The 14,497-nt window shown below is 73.1% G+C and carries 14 protein-coding genes and 1 riboswitch; of the genes, 13 read left to right on the top strand and 1 reads right to left on the bottom strand.

The window, feature by feature from the left end:
• The first annotated feature begins 91 nt into the window (after window positions 1-91).
• The 5 genes from K0V08_RS00530 to K0V08_RS00510 all read left to right on the top strand — a co-directional run bounded on the left by K0V08_RS00530 (window position 92) and on the right by K0V08_RS00510 (window position 4,984).
• Window positions 92-1,267 (top strand): glycosyltransferase family 4 protein, encoded by a 1,176-nt coding sequence (locus tag K0V08_RS00530; RefSeq protein WP_043560645.1) that lies wholly within the window; start codon window positions 92-94, stop codon window positions 1,265-1,267.
• Window positions 1,268-1,407: 140 nt separating this feature from the next.
• Entirely contained in the window at window positions 1,408-1,842 is a 435-nt protein-coding gene (sdhC, locus tag K0V08_RS00525; protein WP_012037658.1) for a succinate dehydrogenase, cytochrome b556 subunit, read from the top strand.
• Window positions 1,843-1,844: 2 nt separating this feature from the next.
• Window positions 1,845-2,309: a succinate dehydrogenase hydrophobic membrane anchor subunit gene (locus tag K0V08_RS00520; RefSeq protein ID WP_012037657.1), complete on the top strand. Its 465-nt coding sequence runs from the start codon at window positions 1,845-1,847 to the stop codon at window positions 2,307-2,309.
• Between the two features lie 32 nt (window positions 2,310-2,341).
• Window positions 2,342-4,165: a succinate dehydrogenase flavoprotein subunit gene (gene sdhA, locus K0V08_RS00515; protein ID WP_012037656.1), complete on the top strand. Its 1,824-nt coding sequence runs from the start codon at window positions 2,342-2,344 to the stop codon at window positions 4,163-4,165.
• Between the two features lie 57 nt (window positions 4,166-4,222).
• Window positions 4,223-4,984, top strand: coding sequence for a succinate dehydrogenase iron-sulfur subunit (locus tag K0V08_RS00510; RefSeq protein WP_012037655.1), 762 nt, complete (start codon window positions 4,223-4,225; stop codon window positions 4,982-4,984).
• Window positions 4,985-5,072: 88 nt separating this feature from the next.
• Here the strand turns inward: K0V08_RS00510 and ptsP are convergent, their stop codons facing one another.
• Window positions 5,073-6,677, bottom strand: coding sequence for a phosphoenolpyruvate--protein phosphotransferase (gene ptsP / locus K0V08_RS00505; protein ID WP_174240205.1), 1,605 nt, complete (start codon window positions 6,675-6,677; stop codon window positions 5,073-5,075).
• A 175-nt stretch (window positions 6,678-6,852) separates the two neighbouring features.
• Between ptsP and K0V08_RS00500 the strand changes: the two genes are divergently transcribed.
• The 8 genes from K0V08_RS00500 (at window position 6,853) to ribH (ending at window position 14,496) form a co-directional block, all read left to right on the top strand.
• On the top strand, window positions 6,853-7,962 hold the full coding sequence (locus tag K0V08_RS00500) for a YihY/virulence factor BrkB family protein (RefSeq protein WP_079532246.1): 1,110 nt from the start codon (window positions 6,853-6,855) through the stop codon (window positions 7,960-7,962).
• 10 nt (window positions 7,963-7,972) lie between these two features.
• Window positions 7,973-8,818, top strand: a complete 846-nt coding sequence (locus K0V08_RS00495; RefSeq protein ID WP_079532242.1) for an exodeoxyribonuclease III — start codon at window positions 7,973-7,975, stop codon at window positions 8,816-8,818.
• A gap of 92 nt (window positions 8,819-8,910) precedes the next feature.
• Window positions 8,911-9,924 carry a tryptophan--tRNA ligase gene (gene trpS / locus K0V08_RS00490; RefSeq protein WP_079532240.1) on the top strand — a complete coding sequence of 338 codons (1,014 nt, stop codon included), beginning with the start codon at window positions 8,911-8,913 and terminating at the stop codon, window positions 9,922-9,924.
• Window positions 9,921-10,685 (top strand): HAD family hydrolase, encoded by a 765-nt coding sequence (locus K0V08_RS00485; RefSeq protein WP_079532236.1) that lies wholly within the window; start codon window positions 9,921-9,923, stop codon window positions 10,683-10,685. Before trpS ends, K0V08_RS00485 begins: the two co-directional genes overlap by 4 nt.
• A 65-nt stretch (window positions 10,686-10,750) precedes the next feature.
• A riboswitch (FMN riboswitch) is annotated at window positions 10,751-10,895 on the top strand.
• A gap of 70 nt (window positions 10,896-10,965) precedes the next feature.
• Window positions 10,966-12,036, top strand: coding sequence for a bifunctional diaminohydroxyphosphoribosylaminopyrimidine deaminase/5-amino-6-(5-phosphoribosylamino)uracil reductase RibD (gene ribD / locus K0V08_RS00480; RefSeq protein WP_079532232.1), 1,071 nt, complete (start codon window positions 10,966-10,968; stop codon window positions 12,034-12,036).
• Window positions 12,036-12,686: a riboflavin synthase gene (locus tag K0V08_RS00475; RefSeq protein WP_079532230.1), complete on the top strand. Its 651-nt coding sequence runs from the start codon at window positions 12,036-12,038 to the stop codon at window positions 12,684-12,686. The genes ribD and K0V08_RS00475 overlap by 1 nt, the downstream gene beginning before the upstream one ends.
• Window positions 12,683-14,017, top strand: coding sequence for a bifunctional 3,4-dihydroxy-2-butanone-4-phosphate synthase/GTP cyclohydrolase II (locus K0V08_RS00470; RefSeq protein WP_012037647.1), 1,335 nt, complete (start codon window positions 12,683-12,685; stop codon window positions 14,015-14,017). The genes K0V08_RS00475 and K0V08_RS00470 overlap by 4 nt, the downstream gene beginning before the upstream one ends.
• Complete coding sequence (gene ribH, locus K0V08_RS00465; RefSeq protein ID WP_079532226.1) at window positions 14,014-14,496, top strand: 6,7-dimethyl-8-ribityllumazine synthase; 483 nt, start codon at window positions 14,014-14,016, stop codon at window positions 14,494-14,496. The genes K0V08_RS00470 and ribH overlap by 4 nt, the downstream gene beginning before the upstream one ends.
• Window position 14,497: the final 1 nt, after the last annotated feature.

The following is a 14,497-nucleotide window of genomic DNA, read 5'->3' as shown; positions in this document are numbered from 1 at the left end:
AACAGCCGGATGCGCCGAGTTCACGCGACGGCAACGGGGCGTTCACGACAGGACGGCGGCGCGGTCGGCACCGGTGCCTAGCGTCGGGGGCATGCGCGTAGCCGTCGTCAGCGAGAGCTTCCTCCCCACCGTCAACGGCGTCACCACGAGCGTCTGCCGGGTGCTCGAGCACCTCAGGGACCGCGGGCACCAGGCCATCGTGATCGCCCCGGACGCCGGCGCCCCGTCCGAGTTCGCGGGCTTCCCCGTCCACGGCGTGCCCGCCATCGCCTACCGGCAGTTCCCGGTCGGGATCCCCAGCCCCCAGGTGCTGCGCCTCCTGACCGACTTCGCGCCGGACGTGCTGCACGCCGCGTCGCCCCTCTTCCTCGGCGCGCAGGCCATCGCGGCCGCGACGCGCATCGACACCCCATCCGTCGCCATCTTCCAGACCGACGTCGCGGGCTACGCGCGCCGGAACCGGCTGGCGGCCACCGCGCCGTACGTGTGGCGGCTCGTGCGGTGGATCCACCAGGGCGCCGACCTGACCCTCGCGCCCTCGAGCGCCGCGGCCTCCGACCTCGCGGCGGCGGGCGTCGAGCGCGTCGCCCGCTGGGGGCGCGGCGTCGACCTCGACCGCTACCACCCCCGCAACCGCGCCATGGAGGACGCGGTCGCGCTCCGGCACCGCGTCGCGCCGGGCGGCGAGACGATCGTCGGCTACGTGGGGCGCATCGCCCCCGAGAAGCAGCTCGAGCGGCTCCAGGCCCTCCGCGGGATCCGCGGCGTGCGCTTCCTCATCGCGGGCGACGGCCCGAGCCAGGCGTCCGCCCGCCGCGCGCTCGCGGGCATGCCCGTCACGTGGCTCGGCCGCGTGGGCGGCCGCGAGCTCGCCGCCGCGTACGCCGCCATGGACGTGTTCGTGCACACCGGCACCGAGGAGACGTTCGGCCAGACGGTGCAGGAGGCGCACGCGTCCGGCCTGCCGGTGGTCGCCCCGCACGCGGGTGGCCCGATCGACCTCGTCGACCACGGGACGGACGGCTTCCTCTTCGATCCCGCGTCCCCCCGGGACGCGCACCTGCGACGACTCGTGGACGAGCTCGTGGCCAGCGAGCCGATGCGCCTGCGGATGGGCGAGGCGGGCCGCCGCGCCGTCCTCGGCCGGTCGTGGGCCACCATCGGCGACGAGCTCATCGGGCACTACGGCCGCGCCGTGTCGGCCCGCCGCTCGGCGCTCCAGGCGGCGGACGTCGCCGGCGCCGGCCCCGTCCCGCTCCTCGCCTGACGCGGTCGCCGGCACCCCCTGACGCTTAGGGTGCCCTAACGGGTGACCGCCCTGACCCGCCCGTAGACTCGTCGGCGACGCGCAATGTCGGCGCGAAGGCGCTCCGCCCACGGGGCACCAGCATCAGGGAGGGTCGTTCCGTGTCCATCAAGACGGCAGGAACCCGCGAACCGCACATCTCGCGCGCACCGAAGGTCCCCGCGGGGACGCTGTACCGGGGCCGCGAGGGCATGTGGTCATGGGTGCTGCACCGCATCACCGGCGTGTCCATCTTCTTCTTCCTCCTCGTGCACGTGCTCGACACGAGCCTCATCCGCGTGAGCCCCGAGGCGTACAACGCGGTGATCGGCACCTACAAGAACCCGATCATGGGCATCGGCGAGGTCGCCCTCGTCGGCGCCATCGGGTTCCACGCGCTCAACGGGCTGCGGATCATCCTCATCGACTTCTGGCGCTTCGGCGCCAAGCACCAGCGCCTCATGTTCTACGTGGTGATCGGCCTGTGGGTCGTGCTCATGGCCGGCTTCGTGCCGCGCCACCTCATCAACGTGTTCAGCGAAGCGGGATGGATCTGATCATGAGCGACATCGCACAGCAGGTCAGCGTCGAGCGCCCCCGCCAGCCGCGCCAGCCCCGCAAGCAGGGCGGCGTGAACTGGGAGAAGTGGGGCTGGATGTACATGCGCGCCTCGGGCGTCGTGCTCGTCGTGCTCATCTTCGGCCACCTCTACGTCAACCTCATCCAGGGCGAGGGCATCAAGGCCATCGACTTCGCGTTCGTCGGCGGCAAGCTGTCCGACCCGTTCTGGAAGGTGTGGGACATCGCGCTGCTCTGGCTCGCGGTCATCCACGGCGCCAACGGCATGCGCACCCTCGTGAACGACTACGCCGCGTCACCGCGCACCCGCACGATCCTCAAGGGCGCGCTCGTCACGTCCACGGTGGTCCTGCTCGTGCTCGGCACGCTCGTGGTCTTCACGTTCGACCCGTGCCCCGCCGGTCAGCCCGCCGACCTGCTGCCCTCCTTCTGCGGCGACCTCTAGCCGCTCCCCCTCCCGCCTCGAGAAAGAAGCCCGTGACCACTGACACCGCGACCCCCGGTTCCGAGCCCTCCGCGAGCACCATCGTGGACGGCGTCCACTACCACCAGTTCGACATCGTCATCGTGGGCGCGGGCGGCGCCGGCATGCGCGCGGCGATCGAGGCGGGACCGCAGGCGAACACGGCCGTCATCTCCAAGCTCTACCCGACGCGCTCCCACACGGGCGCGGCGCAGGGCGGCATGGCCGCAGCCCTCGCCAACGTCGAGGAGGACAGCTGGGAGTGGCACACCTTCGACACCGTCAAGGGCGGCGACTACCTCGTCGACCAGGACGCGGCGGAGATCCTCGCCAAGGAGGCCATCGACGCGGTCATCGACCTCGAGAACATGGGCCTCCCCTTCAACCGCACGCCGGACGGCAAGATCGACCAGCGCCGGTTCGGCGGCCACACGGCCGACCACGGCAAGAGCCCCGTCCGCCGCTCCTGCTACGCGGCCGACCGCACGGGCCACATGATCCTGCAGACGCTGTACCAGAACTGCGTCAAGTTCGGCATCAACTTCTACAACGAGTTCTACGTGCTGGACCTCGTCATGGCGGAGGTCGACGGGAAGCAGCAGCCCGCGGGCGTCGTGGCCCTCGAGCTGTCGACCGGCGAGATCCACGTCTTCCAGTCGAAGGCCGTGATCTTCGCGACCGGCGGCTTCGGCAAGATCTACAAGACGACCTCGAACGCGCACACGCTCACGGGCGACGGCGTCGGGATCATCTGGCGCAAGGGCCTGCCGCTCGAGGACATGGAGTTCTTCCAGTTCCACCCGACCGGCCTCGCCGGCCTCGGCATCCTCCTGTCGGAGGCGGCCCGCGGTGAGGGCGCGATCCTCCGCAACAGCGAGGGCGAGCGCTTCATGGAGCGGTACGCCCCCACCATCAAGGACCTGGCTCCCCGCGACATCGTGGCGCGGTGCATGGCCACGGAGATCCGCGAGGGCCGCGGCGCGGGACCGAACAAGGACTACGTCTACCTCGACATCACGCACCTCGAGCCCGCCGTCATCGACGCGAAGCTCCCTGACATCACGGAGTTCGCGCGCACGTACCTCGGCGTCGAGCCCTACACGGAGCCCGTGCCCGTGCTGCCGACCGCGCACTACGCGATGGGCGGCATCCCCACGAACATCAAGGCCGAGGTCCTCTCCGACAACACGACCGTCGTGCCGGGCCTCTACGCGGCCGGCGAGTGCGCGTGCGTCTCGGTGCACGGTTCCAACCGCCTCGGCACCAACTCGCTCCTCGACATCAACGTCTTCGGCAAGCGCGCGGGCAACTACGCCGCCGAGTACGTCAAGACGGTCGACTTCACGCCGCTGCCCGCCGACGCGGCCGACTTCGTGAAGGGCCTCGTCGAGGGCGCGCGCAACTCCAACGGCACCGAGCGGATCTCGACGCTGCGTCGCGAGCTGCAGGAGTCCATGGACCGCAACGCCCAGGTGTTCCGCACCGAGGACACGCTGATCGAGGTCACCAAGGTGATCGCCGACCTGCGCGAGCGGTACACGAACATCCAGGTGCAGGACAAGGGCCAACGCTTCAACACGGACCTGCTCGAGGCCATCGAGCTCGGCTTCCTGCTCGACCTCGCGGAGGTCGTCGTGTACTCGGCGATGTACCGCAAGGAGAGCCGCGGCGGCCACTTCCGCGAGGACTACCCCACGCGCGACGACGAGAACTACATGGTCCACACCATGGCGTACCTCACCGGCGACGCCCACAGCACGGACGCTGGCGACCACATCAAGCTGAGCACCAAGCCCGTGGTCATCACGAACTACCAGCCGATGGAGCGGAAGTACTGACCCTCGGGTCAGGGCCGCCGCACATCACCGCACCACCTACGGAATAGGACCTCACACGTGAGCACCGCAACCCTGGACGCACCTCCCGCGGGAGAGGCCTCGGCCATCCCCACCTTCACGGTGACCCTCATCATCCGCCGGTACCTGCCGGGCCAGGACGCCGAGCCCCGGTGGGAGGACTTCGACGTCGAGGTCTACCCGACCGACCGCATCCTCGACGCGCTGCACAAGATCAAGTGGGAGCAGGACGGGTCGCTGACCTTCCGCCGCTCCTGCGCGCACGGCGTGTGCGGATCCGACGCGATGCGCATCAACGGCCGCAACCGCCTGGCCTGCAAGACGCTCATCAAGGACCTCGACATCTCGCAGCCCATCTACGTGGAGGCCATCAAGGGCCTGCCGCTGGAGAAGGACCTCGTCGTCGACATGGAGCCGTTCTTCGAGTCGTTCCGCGACGTGCAGCCCTTCCTCATCTCCAACACGAAGCCGGAGAAGGGCAAGGAGCGGATCCAGTCGGCGGCCGAGCGCGCCCGCTTCGACGACACCACGAAGTGCATCCTCTGCGCCGCGTGCACGTCGTCGTGCCCCGTCTTCTGGACGGACGGCCAGTACTTCGGCCCCGCCGCCATCGTCAACGCGCACCGCTTCATCTTCGACTCGCGCGACGAGTCGAACGTGCGCCTCGACATCCTCAACGACAAGGAGGGCGTGTGGCGCTGCCGCACGACCTTCAACTGCTCCGAGGCGTGCCCGCGCGGCATCCAGGTGACGCAGGCGATCGCCGAGGTCAAGCAGGCGATCATGCGCGGCAAGGCGTAGCGCCTCCGCTCCCCCGGACCACCAAGGCCCCGCAGCTCCCATGAGCTGCGGGGCCTTCCGTATGCGCGGGCGGGGTCAGCGCGCGGGTCTACCGGGCGACGAGGATCCGCTCGGCGGCCGCGCGCGCCTCGGCGGCGGTGCGCGCCGTGAGGACCGCATCGGCGGCCGCGCGCGCCTCGTCGAGGGTGCGGCGGCCGAGCTCGAGGCGGACGTCGGCGAGCGCGGCAGGCGTCATGGACAGGCTCGTGGCACCGAGGCCGACGAGCACCACCGCGAGCAGCGGATCCGCCGCCGCCTCGCCGCAGATGCCGACGGGCGTGCCGGACGCGCGGCCCGCGTCGCCGAGCGTGCGGACGAGGCGGAGGACAGCCGGGTGCCACGGGTCCTGGTAGCTCGCGACCGAGCCGAGCAGACGGTCGGCGGCCATCGTGTACTGCGTGAGGTCGTTCGTGCCGACGCTCACGAAGTCGGCGACCTCGACGACCTGGTCGGCGAGGAGCGCGAGCGATGGCACCTCGGCCATGACGCCGACCGTGCGGAGGCCGAGCTCGCGGCCGAGCTCCACGAAGTACGCGGCCTCCTCCGCGTCGGCGACCATGGGCGCCATGACCCAGAGGTCGGCGTCGGTGGCCGCGTCCGCGGCCGCGAGGGCGGTGAGCTGGTCGCGGAGGATCGACTCGTTCGCCCGCAGCGCGCGGAGGCCCCGGAGGCCCAGCGCGGGGTTCTCCTCGTCGGCGTCGGTGAGGAAGGCGAGGGGCTTGTCGGCGCCGGCGTCGAGCGCCCGGACGACGACCTTGCGGCCCGGGAACACCTCGAGGAGCGCGGTGTACTGCACGGTCTGCGCGGCGACGGACGGCGCCTCGGCGGCGTCGAGGAAGAGGAACTCGGTGCGGAAGAGGCCGACGCCCTCGGCGCCGAGCTCGACCGCGCGCGCGGCCTCCGCGGGCGACCCGAGGTTGGCGAGGAGCGGGACGGGCGTGCCGTCGGCCAGGGCGCCGTCGGTGATCGGGGCGGCGAGGGCCTCCTCGCGGGCGCGGATCCGGCGGACGGCGTCCTCGCGCTCGGCGTCGGACGGGTGCGCGATCACGAGCCCCGCGGCCGCGTCGACGACGACCTCGTCGCCCTCCGCGAGGTCGGCGGCACCCGTCGCGCCGACGATGGCGGGGATGGAGCGGCTGCGGGCGAGGATCGCGGTGTGGCTGGTGGGCCCGCCGTCGGTGGTGACGAGGGCGAGCACGCGGTCGAGCTCGAGGAGCGCGGTGTCGGCGGGCGCGAGGTCGCGCGCGACGAGGACGAAGGGCGCGTCCGCGGTGGGGATCCCGGGCGCGGGCACGCCGCGGAGCCGGGCGATGACGCGCTGGGCGACGTCGGCGAGGTCCGCCGCGCGCTCGGCCATGTACCCGCCCATGCCCGTGAGGAGCTCCTGGAAGGTCGCGAACGCCTCGAAGACGGCGCGCTCGCCCGAGCGGCCCTGGCCGACGAGGCGGCCGACCGAGTCGAGGAGCGCGGGGTCGCGCGCCATGAGCGACTGGGCGTCGAGCACGTCCTTGGCGTCGCCCCCGGCGCGGGCGCCGCGCGCCGCCAGGTCGTCGGCGGTGGCGGAGAGCGCGTCGGCGACGCGGGCGACCTCGGCGTCGGCGTCGCCCGTGAAGGCCTCGGTGCCGGGCTCGGGCAGCGGGTCGGGCATCCGCATCACGGGCCCGGTGGCCACTCCGTGTCCTACTCCGATGCCGGTGATGCGCACAGGGACTCCCTCGCTCGGGTGCGTGACGCGCGGACGGACGGCCCAGCGCGGGTGGCCGTCCGGTCGGGGTGCCGGAACGGCCCGTCCACGCTATCAGGGGGCCGACGGCCCGTATCCTCGGGGGATGACCGCCCCCGACGGCCGCGGACGCCCCGCATCCCCCGCTCCCGCCCCGGACTCCGCGGGACCGCCCGCGCCCACCGGCATCCCCGCCCTGTTCGCGCGCGTGATGGAGCTCAAGCCCGTGCGCGTGCTCCTCGCCTACGGGGCGGCGGGAGGACCGATCCTCGCGGCCGGCATGTCGTACCAGGCGGTGTTCGCGGTGTTCGCGGCGCTGGCCGTCGGGTTCTCCGTGGCGGGATCCGTGCTCGCGGACAACCCCGCGCTCCTCGACTCGCTGATCACGCTGATCCAGGGCGCGGTGCCCGGGCTGTTCGGCGAGGGCGGTGCCATCAAGGACCCGCAGGCGCTGCTCGCCTCGGACGCCGTGCGCGCGACCGGGATCATCGGATCCATCGGCCTGCTCGTCACCGCGCTCGGCTGGCTCGCCTCGACGCGCGACTCCGTGCGCCGGATCTTCGAGCTGCCGCCGCCCACCACGTTCTTCCTGCTCCTCAAGGTCAAGGACCTCGGGCTCGCGCTGGTCTTCGCGCTCGCGATGCTGCTGTCCGCGGCGCTCTCGGTGGTCAGCACCGGGCTCCTCGGCTTCGTGTTCGGGCTGATGCAGGTCGGCGAGGACTCCCTCCTCGCGATCGTCGTCGGCCGCACCGTCGGCCTCGCGCTCGTGCTCGCGCTCGACACGGCCGTGCTCGCGGGCGCCTACCGGATCCTCTCGGGCGTCCGGATCCCGCGGCCGCAGCTCCTGCAGGGCGCGCTGCTCGGCGGCGTCGCCATGGGCGTGCTCAAGGTGCTCGGCACGGCGCTCCTCGGCGGGGCCAGCCGGAATCCGCTGCTCGCGTCGTTCGCGGTGATCATCGGCCTCCTGATCTGGTTCAACCTCATCTGCCAGGTCATCCTCATCTGCGCGTCGTGGATCGCCGTGAGCATGGCGGACAAGGGCATCGACGCCCGCGACCTCACCCCCGAGCAGCTCGAGAAGGAGCGGCTCGCGAAGCTCGACGAGGCCCGCCGGATCCTCGAGGAGGAGGAGCGCGCCCGAGCCCGCGAGAGGTACGAGGGGTCGCGCGGGCTGACCCGGGTCCTGCTCCGGCTGCGGGGAGAGCACCGCCGTTAGGATCGTCTCCATGCCCTCGAACCTCCGCGTCGCGTCCATCAACACGAACGGCATCCGGGCCGCGTTCCGCAAGGGCATGGGCGACTGGCTCGCCACGCGCGACGTCGACATCCTCGCCATCCAGGAGGTCCGCGCCGAGACGAGCGACATCGAGGGCCTCCTCGGACCCGAGTGGAACGTGCTGCACGACGCCGCGACCGCCAAGGGCCGCGCGGGCGTCGCCATCGCGAGCCGCCGCCGCGCGGAGATCCACCGGGTCGCCATCGGCGAGGAGGACTTCGACAGCGCGGGCCGCTGGCTCGAGGCCGACTACGACGTGGACGGCACCATCGTCACGGTCGTGAGCGCCTACGTGCACTCCGGCGAGGTCGGCACCGCCAAGCAGGACGAGAAGTGGCGGTTCCTCGACGGCATGGAGCGCCGCCTGCCCGAGATCGCCGCGCACTCGGAGCTCGCCGTCGTCGTCGGCGACCTCAACGTCGGCCACCGCGAGCTCGACATCCGCAACTGGAAGGGCAACGTGAAGCGCGCCGGCTTCCTGCCGCGCGAGCGGGCCTACCTCGACCGGATCCTCGGCGCGCAGGGCGAGGAGATCACGGGCGTCGACGGATCCACCGGCCCCGGCCTCGGCTGGGTCGACGTGGGACGCCGGCAGGCCGGCGAGGTCGACGGCCCCTACACGTGGTGGAGCTGGCGCGGCAAGGCGTTCGACAACGACACCGGCTGGCGCATCGACTACCAGCTCGCGACGCCGGCCCTCGCCGAGAAGGTCGTGGGCTACGCGGTCGACCGGGCCGAGGCGTACGACCAGCGATGGTCGGACCACACGCCCGTGGTCGTCGACTACGCGATCTGACCCTCGCCCCGCCCCGCGTCCCCCTCCCCCTCCCCTCCGCGCCGCACCGGCGCCCCGCGAGCGCCCCGCGCTCCCCTCACGAAGGCATCGCCATGACCGCACGTCCCGTCCTCTTCTCCGGCATGCAGCCGTCCGCCGACTCGCTGCAGATCGGCAACTACATCGGCGCGCTCCTGCAGTGGAAGGAGATGCAGACCACGCACGACGCCGTGTTCTGCGTCGTCGACCTGCACGCCATCACGGTGCCGCAGGAGCCCGCGGCGCTGCGGGCGAGCACCCGGCGCACCGCCGCGCAGTACATCGCGGCGGGCATCGACCCGGCCGTCTCGACGCTGTTCGTGCAGTCGCACGTGTCGGCGCACACCGAGCTCGCGTGGATCCTCAACACCCTCACCGGGTTCGGCGAGGCCAGCCGCATGACCCAGTTCAAGGACAAGTCGCAGAAGCAGGGCGCCGACGGCACGACGCTCGGCCTCTTCGCGTACCCGACGCTCATGGCGGCCGACATCCTGCTGTACGGCTCCGAGGTCGTGCCGGTGGGCGACGACCAGAAGCAGCACGTGGAGCTCACGCGCGACCTCGCGAAGCGCTTCAACGGGCGCTTCGGCGACGTCTTCACGATCCCGGAGCCGATGATCCAGAAGGACACGGCGCGCATCTACGACCTGCAGGACCCGACCTCGAAGATGAGCAAGTCCTCCGCCTCCGACGCGGGCGTGGTGTGGCTGCTGGACGAGCCCGCGAAGACGGCCAAGAAGATCCGCTCGGCCGTCACCGACACGGAGCGCGAGATCCGCTTCGACCGCGGGGAGAAGCCCGGCGTCTCCAACCTGCTGACGATCCTCTCGGCGTTCGAGGGCACGGCCGTGCCGGCGCTCGAGGAGCGCTACGCGGGCCGCGGCTACGGCGACCTGAAGAAGGACGTGGCCGAGACCGTCACGAGCGTGTTCGAGCCGATCCGCGCGCGGACGCTCGAGCTGCTGGACGACCCGGCGGAGCTCGACCGCGTGCTCGCCGGCAACGCCGCGCGCGCCGAGGAGCGGGCCGACGCCATGCTGGCGCGCGTCTACGACGCCGTCGGACTCGTGCGACGCGCCGGCCGATGACCCTCCGGCTGGTCCTGCTCGACCTCGACGACACGCTGGTGGACCACCGCGGGGCCGTGGCCGACGGGATCACCGCACACCTCGCCGCGCGCGGGCACCTCGACGGCTCCGACGCCGGCGAGCGCGACCGCGCCGTCGCGCTGTGGGTCGCCCTCGAGGAGGAGCACTACCACCGGTACCTCTCGGGCGAGCTCGACTACCAGGGCCAGCGGCGGGCGCGCGTCCGAGGGTTCCTGGCCGCGTGGGGATCCGCCGAGGCCGCCGACCTCGCCGACTCCCTCGCGGAGGACGACGCCGCGACGGACGCCTGGTTCGGCGGCTACCTCGCCGGGTACGAGGCGTCGTGGCGCGCGCTGCCCGGTGCCGTGGAGGCGCTCGACGAGATCGCGCGTCGGCACCCGGGCGTGCGGTTCGGCGTCGTGACGAACGGCGAGCGCAGCCAGCAGGAGCCCAAGATCGCCGCCGCCGGGCTCACCGCGCGCCTCTCCCCCGTGATCTGCTCCGGCGACCTCGGCTTCACGAAGCCCGACCCGCGCATCTTCCTGCTCGCGTGCGCGGAGGCGGGCGTGGATCCGGCCGACGCCGTGATGGTGGGCGACCGGCTCCGCACGGACGCGCTCGGCGGGGTCGACGCGGGGCTCGCCGGCGGCGTCTGGTTCGACGCCCTCGGGGACGGGGACGCTCCCCTGCCCGCCGGCGTCGTGCGGATCACGGCGCTCGCGGACCTCGCCGACGCCGTGGACCTCGTCGGCGTCCGCTGACGGCGTAGGTCGCGGAGCGTCACGGGCCCCGGCCCCGCAGCCGCGTGGGCTAATCTCGACCCATACACGTGCTCCGGGGTCGGTGGAAATCCGAGCCGGCGGTGACAGTCCGCGAACGGACGATGCGCGACCGGGTCCCCGGGAGCCTCGTCCGCCGATCCGGTGGGATTCCGGGACCGACGGTTAGAGTCCGGATGGGAGGCGCACGCGGCGTCGGCGAGCCTGCCGGCGTCGAGGTCTCGTCGACCGCGCCCGGAGTCCGTCCACGGACGAGGACACCATGCACGACGACCCGACGGCACCGCACGCGGCCAGCCAGCCCGCGGCCGACGCACCCGCGCTCGAGCGCGCCATGCGCCGCGGCCTCGAGCTCGCCGACGAGGGTCCCGCGTGGGGCCCGAACCCGCGCGTCGGCTGCGTGATCCTCGACGACCGCGGCCGCGTCATCGCCGAGGGCCGCCATCGCGGCGCCGGATCCGCGCACGCCGAGGTCGACGCGCTGCGGCAGCTGCCCGCGGGCGGGGCACGCGGATCCACCGCCGTCGTCACGCTCGAGCCCTGCAACCACACCGGGCGCACCGGGCCGTGCGCGGCCGCCCTGATCGAGGCGGGCGTCGCGCGCGTCGCCTACGCGGTCGCCGACCCGGGCGTCGAGTCCTCCGGCGGCGCGGCCCGGCTGCGCGCCGCGGGCATCGAGGTCATCGACGGCGTGCTCGCCGACGAGGCCGCCGCGTTCCTGCGCGTGTGGCTCGGATCCGCCCGGCTCGGCCGCCCCTTCGTCACCGCGAAGTGGGCCTCCAGCCTCGACGGCCGCATCGCCGCCGCCGACGGCACGAGCCGCTGGATCACGGGGCCCGCCGCCCGGGAGGACGTGCACCGCCGCCGCGCCGAGGCCGACGCGATCCTCGTGGGCACCGGCACCGTGCTCGCCGACGACCCCGCGCTCACCGCGCGCCGGCCCGACGGGATCCCGTACCCGCACCAGCCCGCGCCCGTCGTGCTCGGCGACCGCGCGATCCCCGACGACGCGGCCGTGCACCGCCACCCGCGCCGGCTCATCCGGATCACGGGCCACGACCCCGCCGCCGCGATCGCGGAGCTCGGACGCCGGGGGATCCGGCACGTGTTCGTGGAGGGCGGCCCCACGATCGTCTCCGCGCTGGTCGCCGCCGGGCTCGTGGACGAGGTGGTCGCCTACCTCGCGCCCGTGCTCCTCGGCGGCCCCCGCACCGCGACCGGCGACCTCGGCGTCGAGAGCATGCCCGCCGCCCACCGACTCACCCTCATCAGCACGACGCGGCTCGGGGACGACATCCTCGTGACCGCGCGACCCACCACGGAAGGCCAGTGATGTTCACAGGGATCATCGAGGAGCGCGGACGCGTCCTCGCGCTCGACGCCGAGGGCGACTCCGCCCGGATCACGGTGGAGGCGCCGCTCGCGGTGTCCGACGCCCGGCACGGCGACTCCATCAGCGTCGACGGCGTGTGCCTCACGGTCGTCGCGCAGACGCCCGACGGCTTCACCGCCGACGTCATGCGGCAGACGCTCGTGATGAGCTCGCTGGGACGCCTCGGCGTGGGCGACCGCGTGAACCTGGAGCGCGCCGCACGCGTGGGCGACCGGCTCGGCGGGCACATCGTGCAGGGCCACGTCGACGGCACCGGGCGCCTGCTCGCGACCACGCCGGGCGAGGCGTGGCGGATCCTCCGCTTCTCGCTGCCCGCCGAGCTGTCGCCGCTCGTGGTGGACCGCGGATCCATCACGGTGCAGGGCGTGAGCCTCACGGTGAGCGCCGTCAGCCCCACCGACACGGCGGATTCGGACGCGTGGTTCGAGGTGTCGCTCATCCCGGAGACGCTCACGGCGACGACGCTCGGCGCGCTCGAGCTCGGCGACGAGGTCAACCTGGAGACGGACGTGCTCGCGCGGCACGTGCAGCGGATGCTCGCGCTCGACGCGCGGGACGCCGGCGCCGGCACCGAGGAGGCCCGCGCGTGAGCCTCGCCGACATCCCCGCCGCGCTGCAGGAGCTGCGCGCCGGCCGGCCCGTGATCGTCGTCGACGACGAGGGCCGCGAGAACGAGGGCGACGTGCTGCTCGCCGCCGAGTCCGCATCGCCCGAGTGGATCGCCTGGCTGGTGCGGCACTCGTCGGGCTTCATCTGCGCGCCCATGACCAACGAGATCGCCGACCGGCTGGAGCTGCCGCTCATGGTCGCCGACAACCGGGATCCGCGCGGCACCGCGTACACGGTCTCGGTCGACGCGGCCGACCGGCTATCGACCGGCATCAGCGCGTCCGACCGCGCGCACACCCTGCGCGTGCTCGCCGACCTCGGCAGCGTGCCGACGAGCCTGCACCGGCCCGGCCACATCCTGCCGCTGCGCGCGGTGGACGGCGGCGTGCGCGAGCGCGACGGCCACACCGAGGCCGCGGTCGACCTGCTCACGCTCGCGGGCCTCACGCCCGTCGGCGCGATCAGCGAGATCGTGCAGGACGACGGCGAGATGATGCGCCTCCCCGGCCTCCTCGCCCTCGGCGAGCGCGAGGGCGTGCTGGTCGTCACGATCGAGGCGCTCAAGGCGCACCTCGAGGAGTTCCACTGCGACCGGCCGCTCGAGCCGGCCGTCGCGATCCCCGAGGCGTCGCGCGTGATCTTCGAGGTCGAGACCACCGTCCCCACCACGCACGGCTCCGTGAAGCTCCGTGCCTACCGGGACCGCACGACGGGCGCCGACCACGTGGCGATCGTGGCGGGCGAGCCCCGCGCGCACGGGACGCTCGTGCGCGTGCACTCGGAGTGCCTGACGGGCGAGGCGCTCGGATCCCTCAAGTGCGAGTGCGGGCCGCAGCTCGACGCCGCGCTCGACGAGATCCAGCGCGACGGCGGCGTGGTCGTGTACCTGCGCGGGCACGAGGGGCGCGGCATCGGCCTCATCAACAAGCTGCGCGCGTACCGGCTGCAGGAGGACGGCTTCGACACGCTCGACGCCAACGTCGCCCTCGGCCTGCCGGCGGACGCGCGCGACTACGGCGCGGCCTCGGCGATCCTGCAGGAGATGGGGATCGAGGACGTGCGCCTGCTCACGAACAACCCCGAGAAGGTGCGGCAGCTCGAGGCGCACGGCGTGGAGGTCACCGAGCGCGTGCCGCTCGTCGTCGGCGTCAACGACGTGAACGCCGGCTACCTCGAGACGAAGCGCGACCGCATGGGGCACCGCATGGTGCTCGACACCGACATGCACATCGGATCCGACGCCTACCCGGACGCCGAGGCGCCCGACGGCCTGACCACCACGACCGCATCACCCCAGGAGGAGACCGCATGAGCGGACACGGAGCACCCGACATCGACCCGACCGCGCTCGACGGGAGCGGCCTCCGGGTCACGGTCGTCGCCGGACGCTGGCACGACGAGATCAGCGCGGGCCTGCTCGCGGGCGCGCGGCGCGTGCTCGACGCGGCGGGCGTGACCACCACGGTGATCCGCGTGCCCGGCAGCTTCGAGCTGCCCGTGGTCGCGCGCGCGGCGCTCGACGCGGGGGCCGATGCGGTCGTCGCGCTCGGCGTGATCATCCGCGGCGGCACCCCGCACTTCGAGTACGTGTCCGACGCGGCGACCTCGGGCCTCACGCAGGCGTCGCTGCTCGCGGGCAAGCCGATCGGCTTCGGGCTGCTCACGCTCGACGACGAGCAGCAGGGCATCGACCGCGCCGGGCTCCCGGGGTCGAAGGAGGACAAGGGCGCCGAGGCGGCCGAGGCCGCGGTGACCACGGCGCTGCTGCTGAAGGGGATCCGCGGGGCCTGAC

The sequence above is a fragment of the Clavibacter michiganensis genome (assembly GCF_021216655.1).
GTDB lineage: Bacteria > Actinomycetota > Actinomycetes > Actinomycetales > Microbacteriaceae > Clavibacter > Clavibacter michiganensis.
Note: the sequence above shows the minus strand (reverse complement) of the source record. Positions and strands in the feature narration are given on the sequence as shown.

Excerpts from the sequence above, each read along its gene's own strand:
- K0V08_RS00495 (WP_079532242.1), top strand. The coding sequence starts at position 7,973 with ATGCCCTCGAACCTCCGCGTCGCGTCCATCAACACGAACGGCATCCGG.
- K0V08_RS00485 (WP_079532236.1), top strand. The coding sequence starts at position 9,921 with ATGACCCTCCGGCTGGTCCTGCTCGACCTCGACGACACGCTGGTGGAC.
- ribD (WP_079532232.1), top strand. The coding sequence starts at position 10,966 with ATGCACGACGACCCGACGGCACCGCACGCGGCCAGCCAGCCCGCGGCC.
- K0V08_RS00520 (WP_012037657.1), top strand. The coding sequence starts at position 1,845 with ATGAGCGACATCGCACAGCAGGTCAGCGTCGAGCGCCCCCGCCAGCCG.
- ribH (WP_079532226.1), top strand. The coding sequence starts at position 14,014 with ATGAGCGGACACGGAGCACCCGACATCGACCCGACCGCGCTCGACGGG.
- K0V08_RS00500 (WP_079532246.1), top strand. The coding sequence starts at position 6,853 with ATGACCGCCCCCGACGGCCGCGGACGCCCCGCATCCCCCGCTCCCGCC.
- K0V08_RS00475 (WP_079532230.1), top strand. The coding sequence starts at position 12,036 with ATGTTCACAGGGATCATCGAGGAGCGCGGACGCGTCCTCGCGCTCGAC.
- trpS (WP_079532240.1), top strand. The coding sequence starts at position 8,911 with ATGACCGCACGTCCCGTCCTCTTCTCCGGCATGCAGCCGTCCGCCGAC.
- K0V08_RS00530 (WP_043560645.1), top strand. The coding sequence starts at position 92 with ATGCGCGTAGCCGTCGTCAGCGAGAGCTTCCTCCCCACCGTCAACGGC.
- ptsP (WP_174240205.1), bottom strand. The coding sequence starts at position 6,677 with ATGCGGATGCCCGACCCGCTGCCCGAGCCCGGCACCGAGGCCTTCACG.